The sequence below is a fragment of the Mesorhizobium sp. WSM4815 genome (assembly GCF_055811575.1).
On the sequence record NZ_JBVVQS010000093.1, the window covers coordinates 43,167 to 57,675 of the forward strand.

The following is a 14,509-nucleotide window of genomic DNA, read 5'->3' on the forward strand; positions in this document are numbered from 1 at the left end:
CGGCCTGTCCGAATTGACGGAAAGCAGATTTTTGGACGCCTCACGATCGACATATGACTGTCTTCTGAACCTGATTTCGACGCGCGCCGCGCAAGTCGGCGTGATCGGGCTGGGCTATGTCGGGTTGCCGCTGGCAGTTGCGATCGCACGCGCCGGCTTCCCGGTTTCCGGCTTCGACATCGAAACCCAGAAGGTCGAGAGCCTGAACAACGGCCAATCCTACATTGAGGCGGTGACGTCGACAGCCCTTGCCGACCAGGTGGCGAGCGGACGGTTCCGCGGCACTGCGGATTTTGCCGAACTGGCCGTCTGCGATGTCATCATCATCTGCGTTCCGACACCGCTGACGAAAAACCGTGAGCCGGACCTCTCCTTTGTCAGGAACACAGCAGGCACCGTCGCGAAGCATCTGCGTCTCGGCCAGCTGATCGTGCTGGAATCGACCACCTATCCCGGCACCACCGACGACGTGATCAAGCCGATACTGGAAGAGACCGGCTTGCAGTCGAAGATAGACTTCTTCCTCGGTTTCTCGCCCGAACGCGAGGATCCCGGCAACCGCGGCTTTGAAGTCGCGACGATCCCCAAGGTCGTGGCAGGCGACGGCATTGAAGCGGCGATACTCGTGCAGGCTTTCTACCAGGGCGTGGTCAAGACCGTCGTTCCGGTTTCGACCACGGCGACCGCCGAGGCGGTCAAGCTGACGGAAAACATCTTCCGCTCGGTCAACATAGCCCTGGTCAACGAGTTGAAGGTCGTGCTCGGTGCGATGGGCATCGACATCTGGGAGGTGATCGAGGCGGCAAAGAGCAAGCCCTTCGGCTACATGCCTTTTTATCCTGGCCCCGGACTTGGCGGGCACTGCGTTCCGATCGATCCCTTCTACCTGACGTGGAAGGCGCGCGAATACGAAATGCCGACCCGCTTCATCGAACTGGCGGCAGAGATCAACACGGCCATGCCGCGTCATGTGGTCGATGAACTGGCGAAGGCGCTGGACCAGCGCTGCGGCAAGGCGCTCAGCCGCTCGCGCATTCTCATCATCGGGCTCGCCTACAAGAAGAATGTGCCCGATATCCGCGAAAGCCCCTCGTTGCGGCTCATTGAACTCATCGAGGAATGGGGCGGCAAGGCGGAATTCCACGATCCGCATGTTACCGAGATCCCGGCCACACGGGAACATATGGCGATCAAGGGGCGGCGCTCGGTCGAATTGACCGAGGCGGTATTGAAGGATTTCGATGCTGTCGTCGTTGCAACCGACCACGACGCGATCGACTATCAGGCGATCGCTGATCACGCTCTTCTGATCGTCGACACACGCAATGTTTTTGGCCGCCTCGGGCTAGCCCGAGAGACGGTGGTGAAGGCCTGACGGCGTCTGGGCTGGCGAGTTTTTTGCCTGATGTCAGGATCGTGATTGAACTCCGCCGGCAGCCTCGCCACATAATGCCCCTTCGCCGGCTTTTGCCCCAAGCCGGCTTCATTGACTTCGGGGGTCTTGTCTCTGGGGTCGTTAGCGGAGCGTGTTATGGCGGATCAATGGAGAATGGCTCGTCTTCGACGGGTCTCAAGATAGCATGAGCACAGCGCAAGCAGAAATTTCCACCATTCTCATGGACAAGGTTGCCGATTGGCTGACCCAATCGGCGCTGGCGGGCGACGCCTTGGAAACATTGGTAAAGGGCTTTTGTGAACGGCTGGCTGCTGCCGGCCTGCCGCTGAAGCGGGTGCATTTGAGCTTTTCGATGCTTCATCCGCTTTATGACGCGCTTGGCTTCACCTGGCTTCGCGGCCAAGGCATGGAAGTGGAAGGCTTCCGCAAAGAGGACGGCGTTCATTCTGACAGATTCCTGACCAGCCCATACTACCATCTGCTCAGCAACAAGCTCGACCATCTGCGGCGCCGGCTCGACCCGTCGATGCCGTCGGAATTTCCTGTTTTCGATGATCTCCGGCTTATGGGCGTGACCGATTACATGGCTTTCGTCCATCCCTTCAACGGCAATACCAGTCAGGGCATGATGGGATCCTGGTCCACCGACAGCGCTGCAGGCTTCAGCGACAACATGATTTCAGCGCTGCTGCGCATCCAGAACCATCTCGCTATCGCAACGAAGATGGCGGTGCTCACCAAGCTGGCCGACAACATGATGACCACTTATCTCGGCGGCGACGCCGGCAGGCGCGTGCTGGACGGCCAGATCAAGCGCGGCGAGGGCGACACAATCCGGGCCGCACTGGTCATGGCCGATATGCGCGGGTCGACAAGGCTTGCCGAAACTTCCGGCCGCGAAATTTACATCGATACGCTGAACCAGTTTTTCGATGCCATTGCTGCACCTTTCAATCGCCGAGGCGGGCAGATCATGAGTTTCCTGGGGGATGGCTTCATTGCCGTCTACCCTTGCGAAAGGCACCGCTCGCAGTCCGAGATCGCCTGCCAGGCTGCTCTTGCGGCAGCGCACAAGGCCACGGCGCGCATGATGGATCTCAATCTGCGCAGAAAGGAGCAGGGATTGGGCGACATAAAATTTGGCATTGGCCTGCATGTCGGCAATGTGATGTTCGGCAATGTCGGGCTTACCGACCGGCTCACATTCTCTGTCTTCGGCTCGGCTGTAAACGAGGTCCAGCGCCTCCAGACCCTGACCAAGAAATATCCGCACAGCGTTCTCGCCAGCAAAGACTTCGCCGGCTATTGCGGCGCCAACAGCTGGCTGACGCTCGGCAACGAGGAACTGGCGGGCATCAAGCAGAAGCTGACGGTGCTTTCACCCGATCTGTCGGGTGCTCTCGCACTCGATGAGGACGGTGCGCTGGAGCCGATCCACGACCGAATATCCGACGCCGAGCAGGTCATGCTGCTTCATCGCGATGCCGCGCGGCTGTCGGCGGCCGACCCGAGGAAGCTCCAGTAACCGCCGGGATCTGATCCGAACGCCTTTCGGATGCAGTCCGGTCGCCGGTTCCGCCAGGGAACTGGCGACCGATTTCGAATCCAAGTTGCTCTGCGCTGCCAATGCGTTAGTCTCGCTTTCTGGGCCCGCCGCCCGGCGGGCTGCCAGAGTGGGGCTGGTGTGAGAATGAATTCGGGTGTTGATCTGCTGCGGATCGAGGATGTTGGCATCTCTTTTGCCATTATCGGGGGACCGTTGCATGCCGTCAGGCGTGCAAATCTTCGCGTCCTGCCCGGCAAGGTTACTGCGCTTGTGGGCGAGTCCGGTTCCGGAAAATCGGTTCTCAGCCAGGCAGTGATGGGCATTTTGCCGAACACAGCCCATGTTCGCGGCCGTATCCTGTTTTCCGATCCTGAAAAGCCCGGCACGACGCAGGATATCCTGCAGATGCCGCGTGACGGACCCGAAATCCGGGCGTTGAGAGGCAGCCGCATCGGCAAGATCTTTCAGGAGCCGATGACATCACTGTCGCCGCTGCACACGGTCGGCAATCAGGTCAGCGAATCCCTGCAGATTCATACGCCCATGGCGCGGGCGGAGCGCAAGGCGCGGGCCGAGCAAATGCTCGACCTTGTCGGCTTTCCCAACCCCAAGCGCGCCTATGACATGTATCCGTTTGAACTTTCGGGAGGATTGCGTCAACGCGCCATGATCGCCATGGCGCTTATCTGCCGGCCCGCCCTGTTGATCGCCGACGAGCCGACAACGGCGTTGGACGTCACCATCCAGGCGCAAATCCTGCAATTGCTGCGCGGGCTTCAGGCCAAGCTGAACATGGCGATGCTGCTGATCACGCACGACCTTGGCGTGGTCGCCAATGTCGCCGACGAGGTGGTGGTCATGTACCATGGCGAGATCATGGAAGCGGGACCCGTCGAGGCGATATTCCGCCGGCCAGGCCACCCTTACCTGAAGGGCCTGATGGCAGCCGTTCCGCATTTCGACCTGAAGCCTGGCGAAAGGCTAAAGGCGCTCCGCGAGGTGCCGGTGAATGTCGGGAACCTGCTCGGCAAGCAGACGGCGCCGGCATCGAAGGGGCCGGACGACATCCTGCTGTCGGTCAGGGATCTGACAAAGACCTTCACCATCCGCAAGTCCGGATGGTTCGGCGGAGATCATCAAACCTCTGTTCGCGCCGTCGACGGCGTTAGCTTCGATATCAGGCGGGGTGAGTGTCTGGGTCTTGTCGGCGAAAGCGGCTCCGGCAAAACCACCGTCAGCAAAGTCCTCATGCGGGCTGTCACACCAAGCGGCGGCTCTGTGATCTTCAACGGCAGCGATGGTCCGATCGACGTCCTGGAAGCCGAGGGAGACGCCCTGCGCATGCTGCGCGCGAAAATCCAGATGGTCTTCCAGGACCCGGTTTCGTCGCTTTCACCTCGCATGACGGTGGAGAACATCTTGAGCGAGCCGCTGGAGATCCATCAACGTGGCAATGCCGCGTCCCGACTCGTCACAGTCAAGAGCCTGATGCAGGCAATCGGGCTCGATCCGCGCTTCATAAAGCGTTATCCGCACAGTTTCTCCGGCGGGCAGCGTCAGCGTATCGGCATCGCGCGCGCGTTGGCGCTGGGGCCTGAACTCCTGATCTGCGACGAGCCGGTTTCGGCACTCGATGTCTCCGTCCAGGCGCAGATCCTGAACCTTCTGAAGGACCTGCAGAAGGAACTGGGCCTGACCTACCTGTTCATATCCCACAACCTGGCGGTGGTGGACTACATGGCAGACCGCATCGCGGTGATGTGCGGCGGCCGTATCGTCGAGCTCGCGCCGCGCGAAATTCTGCTTAGGAAACCGGTCCACCCCTACACGCGCTCACTGGTCGCCGCAGTACCTTTCCCCGATCTCGACAGGCCGATGGACTTCACAACGCTGAAGCTCGACGGCGCTTCCGACACCAGCGCATGGGGACCGCAATTCCGCGACGAGAGCGACAAGGATATGCTGTCGCCGCTCGACCTTGGGGGCGGCCACCTCGTGCTGGCCCGGCGTACGGCCGATGTTAGCGAGTTACGCCATTGATCAGCCGGCGCACCGTCCTTGGACTTATGGCTTCGGCATTTCTGCCGGGCACGTCGCGCGCCGGCGATCTGGAGCCGGAATTTCTTCAGCCGCAGCTGAAGGCCAAGGCGCTGCCGGCACTCGCCGAACGCTTGCCCAAGAGCCCGCGCGCGTTGAACCTCGCCGCGATGGGCCGGCAGCCCGGCCAGTATGGCGGCACGCTGCGCACGATCATCGGCAGCCAGAAAGATATCCGGATGATGACGATCTACGGGTATGCTCGCCTGGTCGGCTATGACGAAAAGCTCAACTTGCAAGCCGACATTCTCGAAAGTTTCGACGTAGCGGATGATCGCGTCTTCACTTTCAAGATTCGGGAAGGCCATAAATGGTCTGACGGTAGCCTGCTGACGCCGGAGGATTTTCGCTATTGCTGGGAAGACGTCTGGCTGAACGATGAGCTTTCGCAAGGCGGGCTTGCCCCTGCCCTGCTGGCGAACGCCAAGCCGCCACGCTTCGAGATCGTCGATCCGTCGACGGTCCGCTATAGTTGGGATGCGCCCAATCCCGACTTCCTGCCCAAGCTTGCTGCTGCTTCGCCGCTATCGCTGGTTCTGCCGGCCACCTATCTCAAGCAGTTCCACAAGAAATACCAGGATCCATTTCGGCTCGCCGGCCTGATGAAGGAGAACCGGGCCAAGAAATGGACGCTCCTGCATATCCGCATGTCGCGGCAGTATCGCCCGGAGAACCCGGAACTGCCGACGCTCGATCCATGGCGGAACCGGACCAAGCCCCCGGCCGAGCAATTCGTCTTCGAGCGCAACCCGTTCTTTCATCGAGTAGACGAGAATGGCCGGCAAATGCCCTATGTTGACCGGATTGTCATGAATGTCAGCTCGCCGGCGATCATTTCCGCCAAGACCGGTGCGGGCGAGAGCGACCTGCAAAGCATGGGAATTGACTTCACCGACTACTCCTTCCTGAAGGATGCGGAGAAGCGCTACCCGGTGAAGATGCATCTCTGGAAACGCACACAGGGTTCGCGGCTGGCGCTGCTGCCCAATCTGAATTGTGCCGACCAGGTGTGGCGTGGCCTTCTTCGTGACGTTCGCGTGCGCCGCGCCCTTTCGCTCGCTGTGGATAGGCGCGAGATCAATTTGGCCGTGTTCTACGGACTGGGACAGGAAAGTGCCGATACGGTCCTGCCGGAGAGCCCGCTCTACCGGCCGGAATTCGCGAAAGCCTGGGTCGCCCATGATCCCGACCAGGCCAATGCCCTGCTCGACGAGGTCGGGCTTCAGACGCGTGACGATGAAGGCATGCGGATACTTCCCGATGGACGCCCTGCGCAGATCATAGTGGAAACGGCCGGCGAAAGCACGCTGGAAACCGACGCGCTCGAACTCATCACCGATCACTGGCGCAAGATCGGGATCGCCCTGTTCATCCGGACTTCGCAGCGCGATATCTTCCGCAGCCGCGCGCTTGGCGGCCAGATCATGATGTCGATGTGGTCGGGCATCGACAATGGCGTGCCGACCGCCGATATGAACCCGTACCAGTTGGCCCCAACTATGGACGACCAGCTGCAATGGCCGCTCTGGGGTGCTCACTACTTGTCTCATGGCAAGGTCGGTGAGGCGCCCGATCTTCCGCCTGTGGTCGAGCTGATGGCTTTGCTCAAGCGCTGGAACGCATCGACCGAAGCCACGGAGCGCGCCGAAATCTGGAATTCAATGCTGTCGATCTACACCGATCAGGTGTTTTCGATCGGCACCGTGAACGGAACGCATCAGCCGGTTCTGGTGTCCTCGCGGCTGCGCAATCTGCCTGACAAGGCGCTCTACGGCTACGACCCGACCGCCTATTTCGGCGTCTACATGCCGGATACATTCTGGCTTGGAGAGTCCTGAGCGTGCTTCGATATTTTGTCTGGCGCATTGCCGTGATGGTTCCAACGCTGCTGGTCATATCGGCACTGGTGTTCACGATCATCGAACTTCCCCCTGGCGACTATTTCGACAGCTATGTTGCCGAGCTTCGGGCTCAGGGCGAAGCGGTGGATTCCGATCGCATCGAGATGATGCGCAAGGACTATGGTTTCGACCAGCCACCGGTCATTCGCTACTTCTACTGGGTCGGCGGGATGCTGCGCGGCGATTTTGGCTATTCCTTCGAATATGAGCTGCCGGTCCGCGACGTCGTCGGGGACCGAATGTGGCTGACCGTGCTGGTTTCCTTCGTCACGATCATCTTTACCTGGCTCATCGCCTTTCCGATCGGCATGTACTCCGCCACGCATCAATACAGCTGGGGCGACTACGGCCTGACTCTCTTCGGCCTTCTCGGCCTTGCCATTCCGAACTTCATGCTGGCGCTGATCCTGATGTATTTCGCCAACATCTGGTTCGGCACATCCATCGGCCATCTCATGGACCAGCAATATCTCGGCGAGCCGATGAGCTGGGCCAAGGCGAAGTCGATCCTCGCCCATCTCTGGATTCCGGTCTTGATCATCGGCACCGGGGGCACGGCAAGCATGATCCGGCGGCTGCGCGCCAATCTCCTCGACGAGCTACACAAGCAATATGTCGTGACCGCGCGCGCCAAGGGACTTCATCCGTTCAAGGCGCTGGTCAAATATCCGCTGCGCATGGCGCTCAATTTCTTCATTTCCGACATCGGCTCTATCCTGCCGGCCATCATCTCCGGCGCCGAAATCACGGCGATCGTGCTGTCTTTGGAAACGACCGGGCCGATGCTGATCAAGGCGCTGCAAAGCCAGGACATGTATCTGGCAGGGTCGTTCCTCATGTTCCTCGCCTTCCTGACGGTCATCGGTGTCCTGATTTCCGACCTGGCGCTGGCGCTGCTTGATCCAAGAATTCGTTTGCAGGGCGGTAGCACCAAATGAGCACGCATTCGCCGCTGCCCGCTCCGGGTGCTCCGCTGCAACACTACGTTTCCACCGCGCCCTTTGACCTGGAGTCGGTCGAGGCGATGACGCCGGAGCAGTCGAAGGTCTTTCAGGCGTCGCAGTTGCGGCTGATGTGGTGGAAATTCCGGGAGCACCGGCTTGCCGTTATTTCAGGCATATTCCTGGCAGCGCTTTATTTCGGAATACTGATCTGCGAGTTCCTGGCCCCCTACAATCTGCACACGCGCAACATGGACTACATCTATTCGCCGCCGCAGCGGGTGCACCTGTTCCACAACGGCCAGTTCGTCGGGCCGTTCGTTTATGGCCGCCAGATGACGCTGGATATGGACACGCTCAAGCGGAACTACATCGAGAATCAAGATGATGTTCAGCGGATCCGTTTCTTCTGCAAGGGCGACAGTTATCGGTTCTGGGGCCTGATCGAAGGTGACAGGCATTTTGTCTGCCCTGCCGAAAACGGCCAGCTCTTTCTGGCCGGCACTGACAGGCTGGGGCGCGACGTGCTCTCGCGCATCATCTATGGCGCACGCATTTCACTGACAATCGGCCTCGTCGGCATCAGTTTCAGCTTCCTGCTCGGCATCGTCATCGGCGGACTGGCTGGCTATCACGGCGGTATATTCGACCTGATCGTTCAACGGATAATCGAAGTTCTGCAGTCAATCCCCAGTATTCCGCTATGGCTGGCTCTGGCGGCGATCATGCCGATAACCTGGAGTCCGATCCTGATCTATTTCGGCATCACCGTCATCCTCGGGCTACTCGACTGGACCGGATTGGCGCGGGCCGTGCGTTCGAAGCTTCTAGCGTTGCGCGAGGAGGATTACGTTCTGGCTGCGCAATTGATGGGCGCCAGAAGCAGCCGCATCATCGGGCGGCATCTCATTCCCGGCTTCATGTCGCATCTGATCGCGACGGCGACGATCTCCATACCCGGCATGATCCTGGGCGAGACGGCGCTGAGCTTCCTCGGGCTCGGCCTGAGGGCGCCGATAACCAGCTGGGGCATCCTGCTCACGGAGGCGCGCAGCGTCAGCGTCATCGCGTTCTATCCATGGCTGCTTTTGCCGATGCTCCCCGTCATTCTCGTCATCCTGGCGTTCAACTTCCTCGGCGACGGCCTGCGGGACGCCGCAGATCCCTACAAGTGAGATCGCTATTCCGCCGCGCGCCGGGCCACCCGCTCCACCCGGTATGATCCTGTCGGCAGCCTGTTCGGTTGTTGCAGGGTTCATCGTTCGCCTCTATACGTGCCGGGACGCGATCGGCGGTTAACATGTCGCCCTCGGGTTTCACCCGTGAACCGCTCTGGTCGCGGGCATTGCTGATCTCTTGAGCTGGTTTCAGGACACACACGCATATGACTCGCCTTGAGAATTTCATCAGCAGGATGACCGCACAGCGCGACATTCTCGATCAGGTTTGCCCCGAGGTGGCGAAGATGGAAGGGCCGGTGCTCGAGCTCGGCCTTGGCAACGGCCGGACGTACCACCATCTGCGCGAGCGCCTGCCCGGACGCCGGATCGTGGTGTTCGACCGTGAACTTAGCGCACACGCCAGCTCAATTCCCGACGCTGAAGACTTCGTGCTCGGCGAAATACGCGAGACGGCGAAGAGGTTCATTGGCAGCGACGCGGCTCTCGTTCATGCTGACATCGGCACCGGCTATGACGATCGCGACGCAGTGACCTCTACCTGGCTTCCCGATCTGATCGCGCGCCTGCTTCGCGTCGGCGGCTTCGCGGTCAGCGGCACGCCCCTCGACCACCCGCTGTTGCAACGCCTCCAGCCGCCGCCTTCGGTGCCCGCCGATCGTTATTTTGTCTGCAGGCGCGTGTGAGGGGCCGAGACGACCCAAACATTTGGCGGCCAAATCTTCGGGGCCAAATCTTCAGGGGATCATAAATACTGCTATCTCCCGCTCAATGCCGCGCAGCGAGACGTCGTGGGGCACGGGCGTCAGCGCGTTCCTGTGCAACAGATCGGCGGTGAGATTGTCGCCGACCACGGCACGAGTGGCGAAGATCGCCTGTGCATTGGCAAGGTTCTGGACCCGCGAAGCAATGTTGACCGTCTGGCCGAAATAGTCCTGTCGCTCGTTCATGGACACGGCGATGCACGGGCCGGCATGGACTCCGATCTTGAGCAGCAGATCCTCGCGCCCGCTCTTGTCGTTGAGCTCACGCATGGCATCGCGCATCCTGAGGGCCGCAGCAATCGCACGATCAGGCGTCGCGAAGGTCGCCATCACCGCATCACCGATCGTCTTGACCACCGCGCCTGCCTCCGCCGCAACGATCTCGTGCAGAACCTGGAAATGCACGCGCACGAGATCGAAGGCCGAAAGATCGCCCACCCGCTCGTAAAGCTCGGTCGATCCGCGCAGGTCGGTGAACAGGAAGGTCAGGCTGGTGATTTTCAGGCGCTGGTCGATGTCGAGCGTATCCGTGCGATAGAGATCGCGGAACGTCTGGTTGGTGAGCAGGCGCTTGGCGGTCAGGAAGGGCCGGCGTTTACCCAGGAGACCATGCAATTCCTGGCCGGCGATGAAGACCGTCGGCAGCACGCGTGTGTCGGTCCTGTTCTCCAGCGAAATGCGCAACGGGCCGGGTTGCATCTCCAGCGTCTGGTTCTGGACATGGTCGCGGTCGAAGACCAAAGAGAGGCTTCGGCGCTCTTTTGTTGGTTCGCCCTTCACGTCGATGAACTGTGCTGAATGGGTGACCGGCTCGAAGACGATGACGAATTCAGACGGAAGCTGTATGGGCAGAACCGCCTTTTCGCCGGGGGCAAGCTCGATATCCTCCAGCGAGAACGCTTCGATCTTTTTCGCGAAATCCTCTTCCGGCAGATCGACGCCGGACGCCCAGTAGATCTGGCGGTAATATTCCAGCAAGGGCAGTTCGTGTGGATTGTGGGCGGCAATCCTGCGCACGCGGGGACTGACGGTGAATGTCACCTCGACCATCTCGTCGAGGGTCGGCGAATAGCCCTCGGAGCACAGCGCGCAGGTGTATTCGTCCTTCTGCAGGGTTTTCAGCGTGGCGTTTGTGTCGAGCACGCCGCCACAGCCGGGGCATAGAACATTCCAGGAAATGTCGAAGATGCCTACCCGTGCCGCATGGAGAAAGGCGCTTATGGCGCGTTCCTCGTCGAGGCCATGCTTGCTGGCGAAGGCTGGCGCATTGATGCGGCAAAGTTCGCGGTCCTTGCCCTCCGCGATGGTTCGCTTGATCGCGTCGATTGCCTGCGGATCGACACCGGTCGATTGCCGCAGAAGCGAGAACAGATCCTGAGCTTCGTTCATCGTGCAGGCTCCGGAAAATGCGCCCCCGGAGGCGTCTTTGGTCCCAGTTCTCCATCTTACTTCGAAACGCATCCTACGGCCAATCGAATAGATGGGCATGGTGACAGTTCAATTTCCATTCGGCGGATTTTCACCGGCCGCAAGCGGCACTATGATGGTCCATGGGGCATTCATCTTGGGGACTTTCTCCCATGCCGACATCCAACAACCCGCCATTTCCCGCGGCCCTGCGCCTATTCTCTGTGGTGGTCATCATCGTGCTGATCGTAGGCGCCGGCCTGTTTTTCGCGCCTGTGCTGGTCAAGCCGCGCTGGCCTTGGGCCGTGACGCCGTTCAATGCCCGCTTCCTCGGCGGCTTCTACACCGCCGAAATGGTCGTGATGGCGGCGCTGCTGGTCTGGAATCGCTGGTCGCCCGGCAGGCTCGTGCTCGTCATGGCCTTCATCTTCACCGTCATCGTGTCGCTGGCTTCGTTCATCAATCTCGGCTATTTCAACTTCGAGCGCAAAGCGCCCTGGCTCTGGTTTTTGGTCTATCTCGCTTCGGTCGCGGTATCCGGGCTGTTCCTGTGGAGGGCCAAGGCCCGTCCTTCTGCAAAAGGCGTGACCTTAAATCCGGCATGGCGCGGCTACATGCCGGTGGAATCGGCGATCCTTGGGCTCTATGGCCTTGGCCTGTTGCTGTTTCCCCTGACATTCGGCAGCCTCTGGCCATGGCCGATCGATGCCTTCCATGCTCAGGTCTACAGCGCCATCTTCCTGGCCGGTGCGGGCGGTGTATATCTCGTCTGGAGAAGCGCGCCGCGCGAGGAACTGCTGGTGCTCGGCCTGGCGCAGTTTCTCACTGGCCTGCTTGCCATCCTTGGCCTCGTTATCACCGACGCTGCGGTGCACCGGATTGACTGGACAGCGACCAGGACATTGTGCTGGCTCGGCCTTTTCGGCTGGATCGGCATCAGCGGCGTCTTCAAATTCTACGCCGCCTCCCGGTATTTTAGCTCGCAATCGGCGTCATAGGTTGAAGAGACCGCTGGATTTTCAGGTGACGTCCGGTGCATCGTGCCGGGCCGATCGCCTTTGCCGGGAAAGCCATGACCAGCACGACCTCGCCATCCCCAAAGAAAATCCAGCCGCAGCTCCGGTCCGTCCGGCTAAGCGATGCGGAGGCGCTTTGCGCTATCTTCAACATGCCGGGCTTCCGCTGGGGCACGCTCAGGATGCCCTTCGAGATGGTGGAGCAGGTGGAGCGGCGCATCGCCAAGTCCGGCCAGGAAACCACCTGGATCGTTGCCGAGTTGGACGGCAAGGTCGTCGGCCATGGCAGCCTGGTCGTGCAGGGTTCGCCGCGCCGTTCGCATATCGGCGAGATCAATATCGGGCTTGACGATGCCTTTGTCGGCAAGGGTATCGGCTCTGCCATACTTGGCGCGCTGCTTGACGTGGCCGACAACTGGCGCGCCCTGAAGCGAGTCGAATTGACCGTCTTTGCCGACAACGAGCCGGCCGTCCGTCTCTATACAAGCCACGGCTTCGAGGTCGAAGGCCGGCATGTGAAGGCCGGGTTTACCGACGGGCAGTACCACGACCTCCTGAGCATGGCCCGGCTGCGGTTCTGATATCCGCTGTTGTCTGGTCTCCCTTGGCGTTTGCACGGCAAGCGGCTAGACGGGACCAATGACCGCCGTCTTTGACCCATCCCCTACGCCTCCGGCGGAAATTCTGGCAGTGCTGTCGCTGCTCTGCCCGGAAGTCGTGCGCGACATCGAGCAGAACTGGAATGCACCGGTTTCAGATTATGCCCGCCATCTGTGGCGACCGGTGGCAAGGCCTGCATCGGGCCCGGCGATTGCTGCCCGCTCGATCCTGCGCGAAGTCCTGCACCAGCGCCTTGGTGTGATCATGCAGCCCGAAGAGATCGGCAAGATCCTCGACGAGTTCGAGTACAGACCGGTGATTCAGTCCGGCCTGCACTGCCTGCTTCTGATGGACCGGATCACCTTCGATGCCCTCCTGGTTGCCTGGCTCGGCGCGGTCGAAAACGAGCTGTCGGCCTTCTTCAGCTTCATGGGAACGACGATGACCATGGAGACAATTGGCCGGGAGGGGCCGGGATGGCTCGATGTCGGTGACGACAAGGTCAACCTGTTTGGCATGGGGCGCCACAAACTGTGCCGCAAAAGCGCCTGCGTGGCCGGTCCCGTCACCCTCAACAAGCGCGCGCTCGAAGCGGTGAGCGACGAAACGGATGCCAGCCGCTGGCTGGGCACACTGCTTGCCAGCCAGGACAAGGTGTTTGGAACCGCCGCCGATGCGCTGACAGCCCTCAACCAGGATCTGGTCGCCGATTGGGATCATTCCGGCATGGCCCAGCCGGTTTTCATCGATGATCGGCTCGCCGCGGCTGCCATGGCGCGGCATCTGGAATATGACGGCAGCCTTGTTTCCAGGCTGCTCCTTGAGCCCGCAAGGCGCCAGCGTCTCGAACGTGCCTTGCAAGCAGCCGCTTCGAGCCCATTTGGCAGGTTCCTGCCCAATGCCACGGCCTATTTCTGGGGTATCCGCGAGGAGCGCGTGCGCAAGCTCGTCCTCGAGAACGGGCACCTGATCGAGCCTGGCAGGCCGCATGGTCTTTCCATCCCGTTCGAGCGGCCGCATCTCAGGCAGGCGCTGCTGGACGGCGTGCTGCTGCCGAACTTGTTCCTGATGTTCCTCGTCCTGGCCATATTGCCGCGCGTGCGGGTTGTGGGCGGCCTGAGACAGATTGGTTATGTAGCGCTTTTCCACTCGATCCTGCTGGCTGCGCTAGATGAAAACGCGCCGGAAGAGCGCGATCTGGCTGCGGAGCTGCAGGTTCGGGAAAATGCCTGGGGCATGCGGGTCATCGACGAAAAGATCTCGGTCCGCGAGCAGCTTGCCGGACTGCCGGAAGGGGCGCTCTTCCCGGCCCTGCTCCGGAAATACCGTTTGCGGACGTTTGCCGAGGCGACCGACGACCTGAAGCTGGTTCGCGAAAACGCCCGATGGCGCAAGATCGGCCAGGCAGAGATCAAGGCGAACTGAGCCTACTTCAGGTTGATTTTCTGGTGCGCAACCGCAAGCGACGGCGATCTATCGGTGAGCCTCTGGCGTCTGATCCGGCCGCTTCCTTGACGCTGATGCATTTCGGGATTTCGACGACGGCTTCCGCCTCGATCGGCAGCGCTATGCCACCGGACCCACACGGATCGCTCGATGCCCATTTGCGCTGCCGCTTGCTGGTCGACGGCTATCGGTTCATTCTTGTGAACCTTGGCCGTGA

The 14,509-nt window shown here is 60.8% G+C and carries 11 protein-coding genes; 10 read left to right on the forward strand and 1 reads right to left on the reverse strand.

Annotated elements, in window-relative coordinates:
* Positions 1-31: 31 nt before the first annotated feature.
* From AC0L2B_RS15290 to AC0L2B_RS15320, 7 genes are all read left to right on the forward strand, one after another.
* Complete coding sequence (locus AC0L2B_RS15290; protein WP_473746019.1) at positions 32-1,375, forward strand: nucleotide sugar dehydrogenase; 1,344 nt, start codon at positions 32-34, stop codon at positions 1,373-1,375.
* A 205-nt stretch (positions 1,376-1,580) separates the two neighbouring features.
* Positions 1,581-2,921, forward strand: a complete 1,341-nt coding sequence (locus AC0L2B_RS15295; RefSeq protein WP_287360017.1) for an adenylate/guanylate cyclase domain-containing protein — start codon at positions 1,581-1,583, stop codon at positions 2,919-2,921.
* Positions 2,922-3,086: 165 nt separating this feature from the next.
* Positions 3,087-4,982, forward strand: coding sequence for an ABC transporter ATP-binding protein (locus AC0L2B_RS15300; RefSeq protein ID WP_473745930.1), 1,896 nt, complete (start codon positions 3,087-3,089; stop codon positions 4,980-4,982).
* A complete protein-coding gene (locus AC0L2B_RS15305; protein WP_473745932.1) occupies positions 4,979-6,877 on the forward strand; it encodes an ABC transporter substrate-binding protein in 1,899 nt (632 codons plus the stop codon). Before AC0L2B_RS15300 ends, AC0L2B_RS15305 begins: the two co-directional genes overlap by 4 nt.
* Positions 6,878-6,879: 2 nt before the next feature.
* On the forward strand, positions 6,880-7,878 hold the full coding sequence (locus AC0L2B_RS15310; protein ID WP_023797971.1) for an ABC transporter permease: 999 nt from the start codon (positions 6,880-6,882) through the stop codon (positions 7,876-7,878).
* Positions 7,875-9,056: an ABC transporter permease gene (locus AC0L2B_RS15315; protein ID WP_091594734.1), complete on the forward strand. Its 1,182-nt coding sequence runs from the start codon at positions 7,875-7,877 to the stop codon at positions 9,054-9,056. Before AC0L2B_RS15310 ends, AC0L2B_RS15315 begins: the two co-directional genes overlap by 4 nt.
* Before the next feature lie 209 nt (positions 9,057-9,265).
* Positions 9,266-9,745, forward strand: coding sequence for a class I SAM-dependent methyltransferase (locus AC0L2B_RS15320; RefSeq protein WP_473745933.1), 480 nt, complete (start codon positions 9,266-9,268; stop codon positions 9,743-9,745).
* Between the two features lie 51 nt (positions 9,746-9,796).
* Here AC0L2B_RS15320 and AC0L2B_RS15325 read toward each other — a convergent pair whose 3' ends face one another.
* Positions 9,797-11,212: a DUF5939 domain-containing protein gene (locus AC0L2B_RS15325; RefSeq protein ID WP_473535942.1), complete on the reverse strand. Its 1,416-nt coding sequence runs from the start codon at positions 11,210-11,212 to the stop codon at positions 9,797-9,799.
* Between the two features lie 191 nt (positions 11,213-11,403).
* On the opposite strand from AC0L2B_RS15325, the gene AC0L2B_RS15330 reads away from it, so the two are divergent.
* The 3 genes from AC0L2B_RS15330 to AC0L2B_RS15340 all read left to right on the forward strand — a co-directional run bounded on the left by AC0L2B_RS15330 (position 11,404) and on the right by AC0L2B_RS15340 (position 14,271).
* The gene (locus AC0L2B_RS15330) at positions 11,404-12,228 is read left to right on the forward strand and encodes a hypothetical protein (protein WP_023797975.1); all 825 of its coding nucleotides are present in this window, start codon (positions 11,404-11,406) and stop codon (positions 12,226-12,228) included.
* 74 nt (positions 12,229-12,302) lie between these two features.
* The gene (locus AC0L2B_RS15335; protein ID WP_128168936.1) at positions 12,303-12,827 is read left to right on the forward strand and encodes a GNAT family N-acetyltransferase; all 525 of its coding nucleotides are present in this window, start codon (positions 12,303-12,305) and stop codon (positions 12,825-12,827) included.
* Between the two features lie 58 nt (positions 12,828-12,885).
* Complete coding sequence (locus tag AC0L2B_RS15340) at positions 12,886-14,271, forward strand: hypothetical protein (RefSeq protein WP_473745934.1); 1,386 nt, start codon at positions 12,886-12,888, stop codon at positions 14,269-14,271.
* The last annotated feature ends 238 nt before the right edge of the window (positions 14,272-14,509 follow it).

What these genes read in the sequence shown, in the direction of transcription:
- AC0L2B_RS15330 (WP_023797975.1), top strand. Translation starts at nt 11,404, where the DNA reads ATGCCGACATCCAACAACCCGCCATTTCCCGCGGCCCTGCGCCTATTC.
- AC0L2B_RS15335 (WP_128168936.1), top strand. Translation starts at nt 12,303, where the DNA reads ATGACCAGCACGACCTCGCCATCCCCAAAGAAAATCCAGCCGCAGCTC.
- AC0L2B_RS15295 (WP_287360017.1), top strand. Translation starts at nt 1,581, where the DNA reads ATGAGCACAGCGCAAGCAGAAATTTCCACCATTCTCATGGACAAGGTT.
- AC0L2B_RS15325 (WP_473535942.1), bottom strand. Translation starts at nt 11,212, where the DNA reads ATGAACGAAGCTCAGGATCTGTTCTCGCTTCTGCGGCAATCGACCGGT.
- AC0L2B_RS15300 (WP_473745930.1), top strand. Translation starts at nt 3,087, where the DNA reads ATGAATTCGGGTGTTGATCTGCTGCGGATCGAGGATGTTGGCATCTCT.
- AC0L2B_RS15315 (WP_091594734.1), top strand. Translation starts at nt 7,875, where the DNA reads ATGAGCACGCATTCGCCGCTGCCCGCTCCGGGTGCTCCGCTGCAACAC.
- AC0L2B_RS15340 (WP_473745934.1), top strand. Translation starts at nt 12,886, where the DNA reads ATGACCGCCGTCTTTGACCCATCCCCTACGCCTCCGGCGGAAATTCTG.
- AC0L2B_RS15320 (WP_473745933.1), top strand. Translation starts at nt 9,266, where the DNA reads ATGACTCGCCTTGAGAATTTCATCAGCAGGATGACCGCACAGCGCGAC.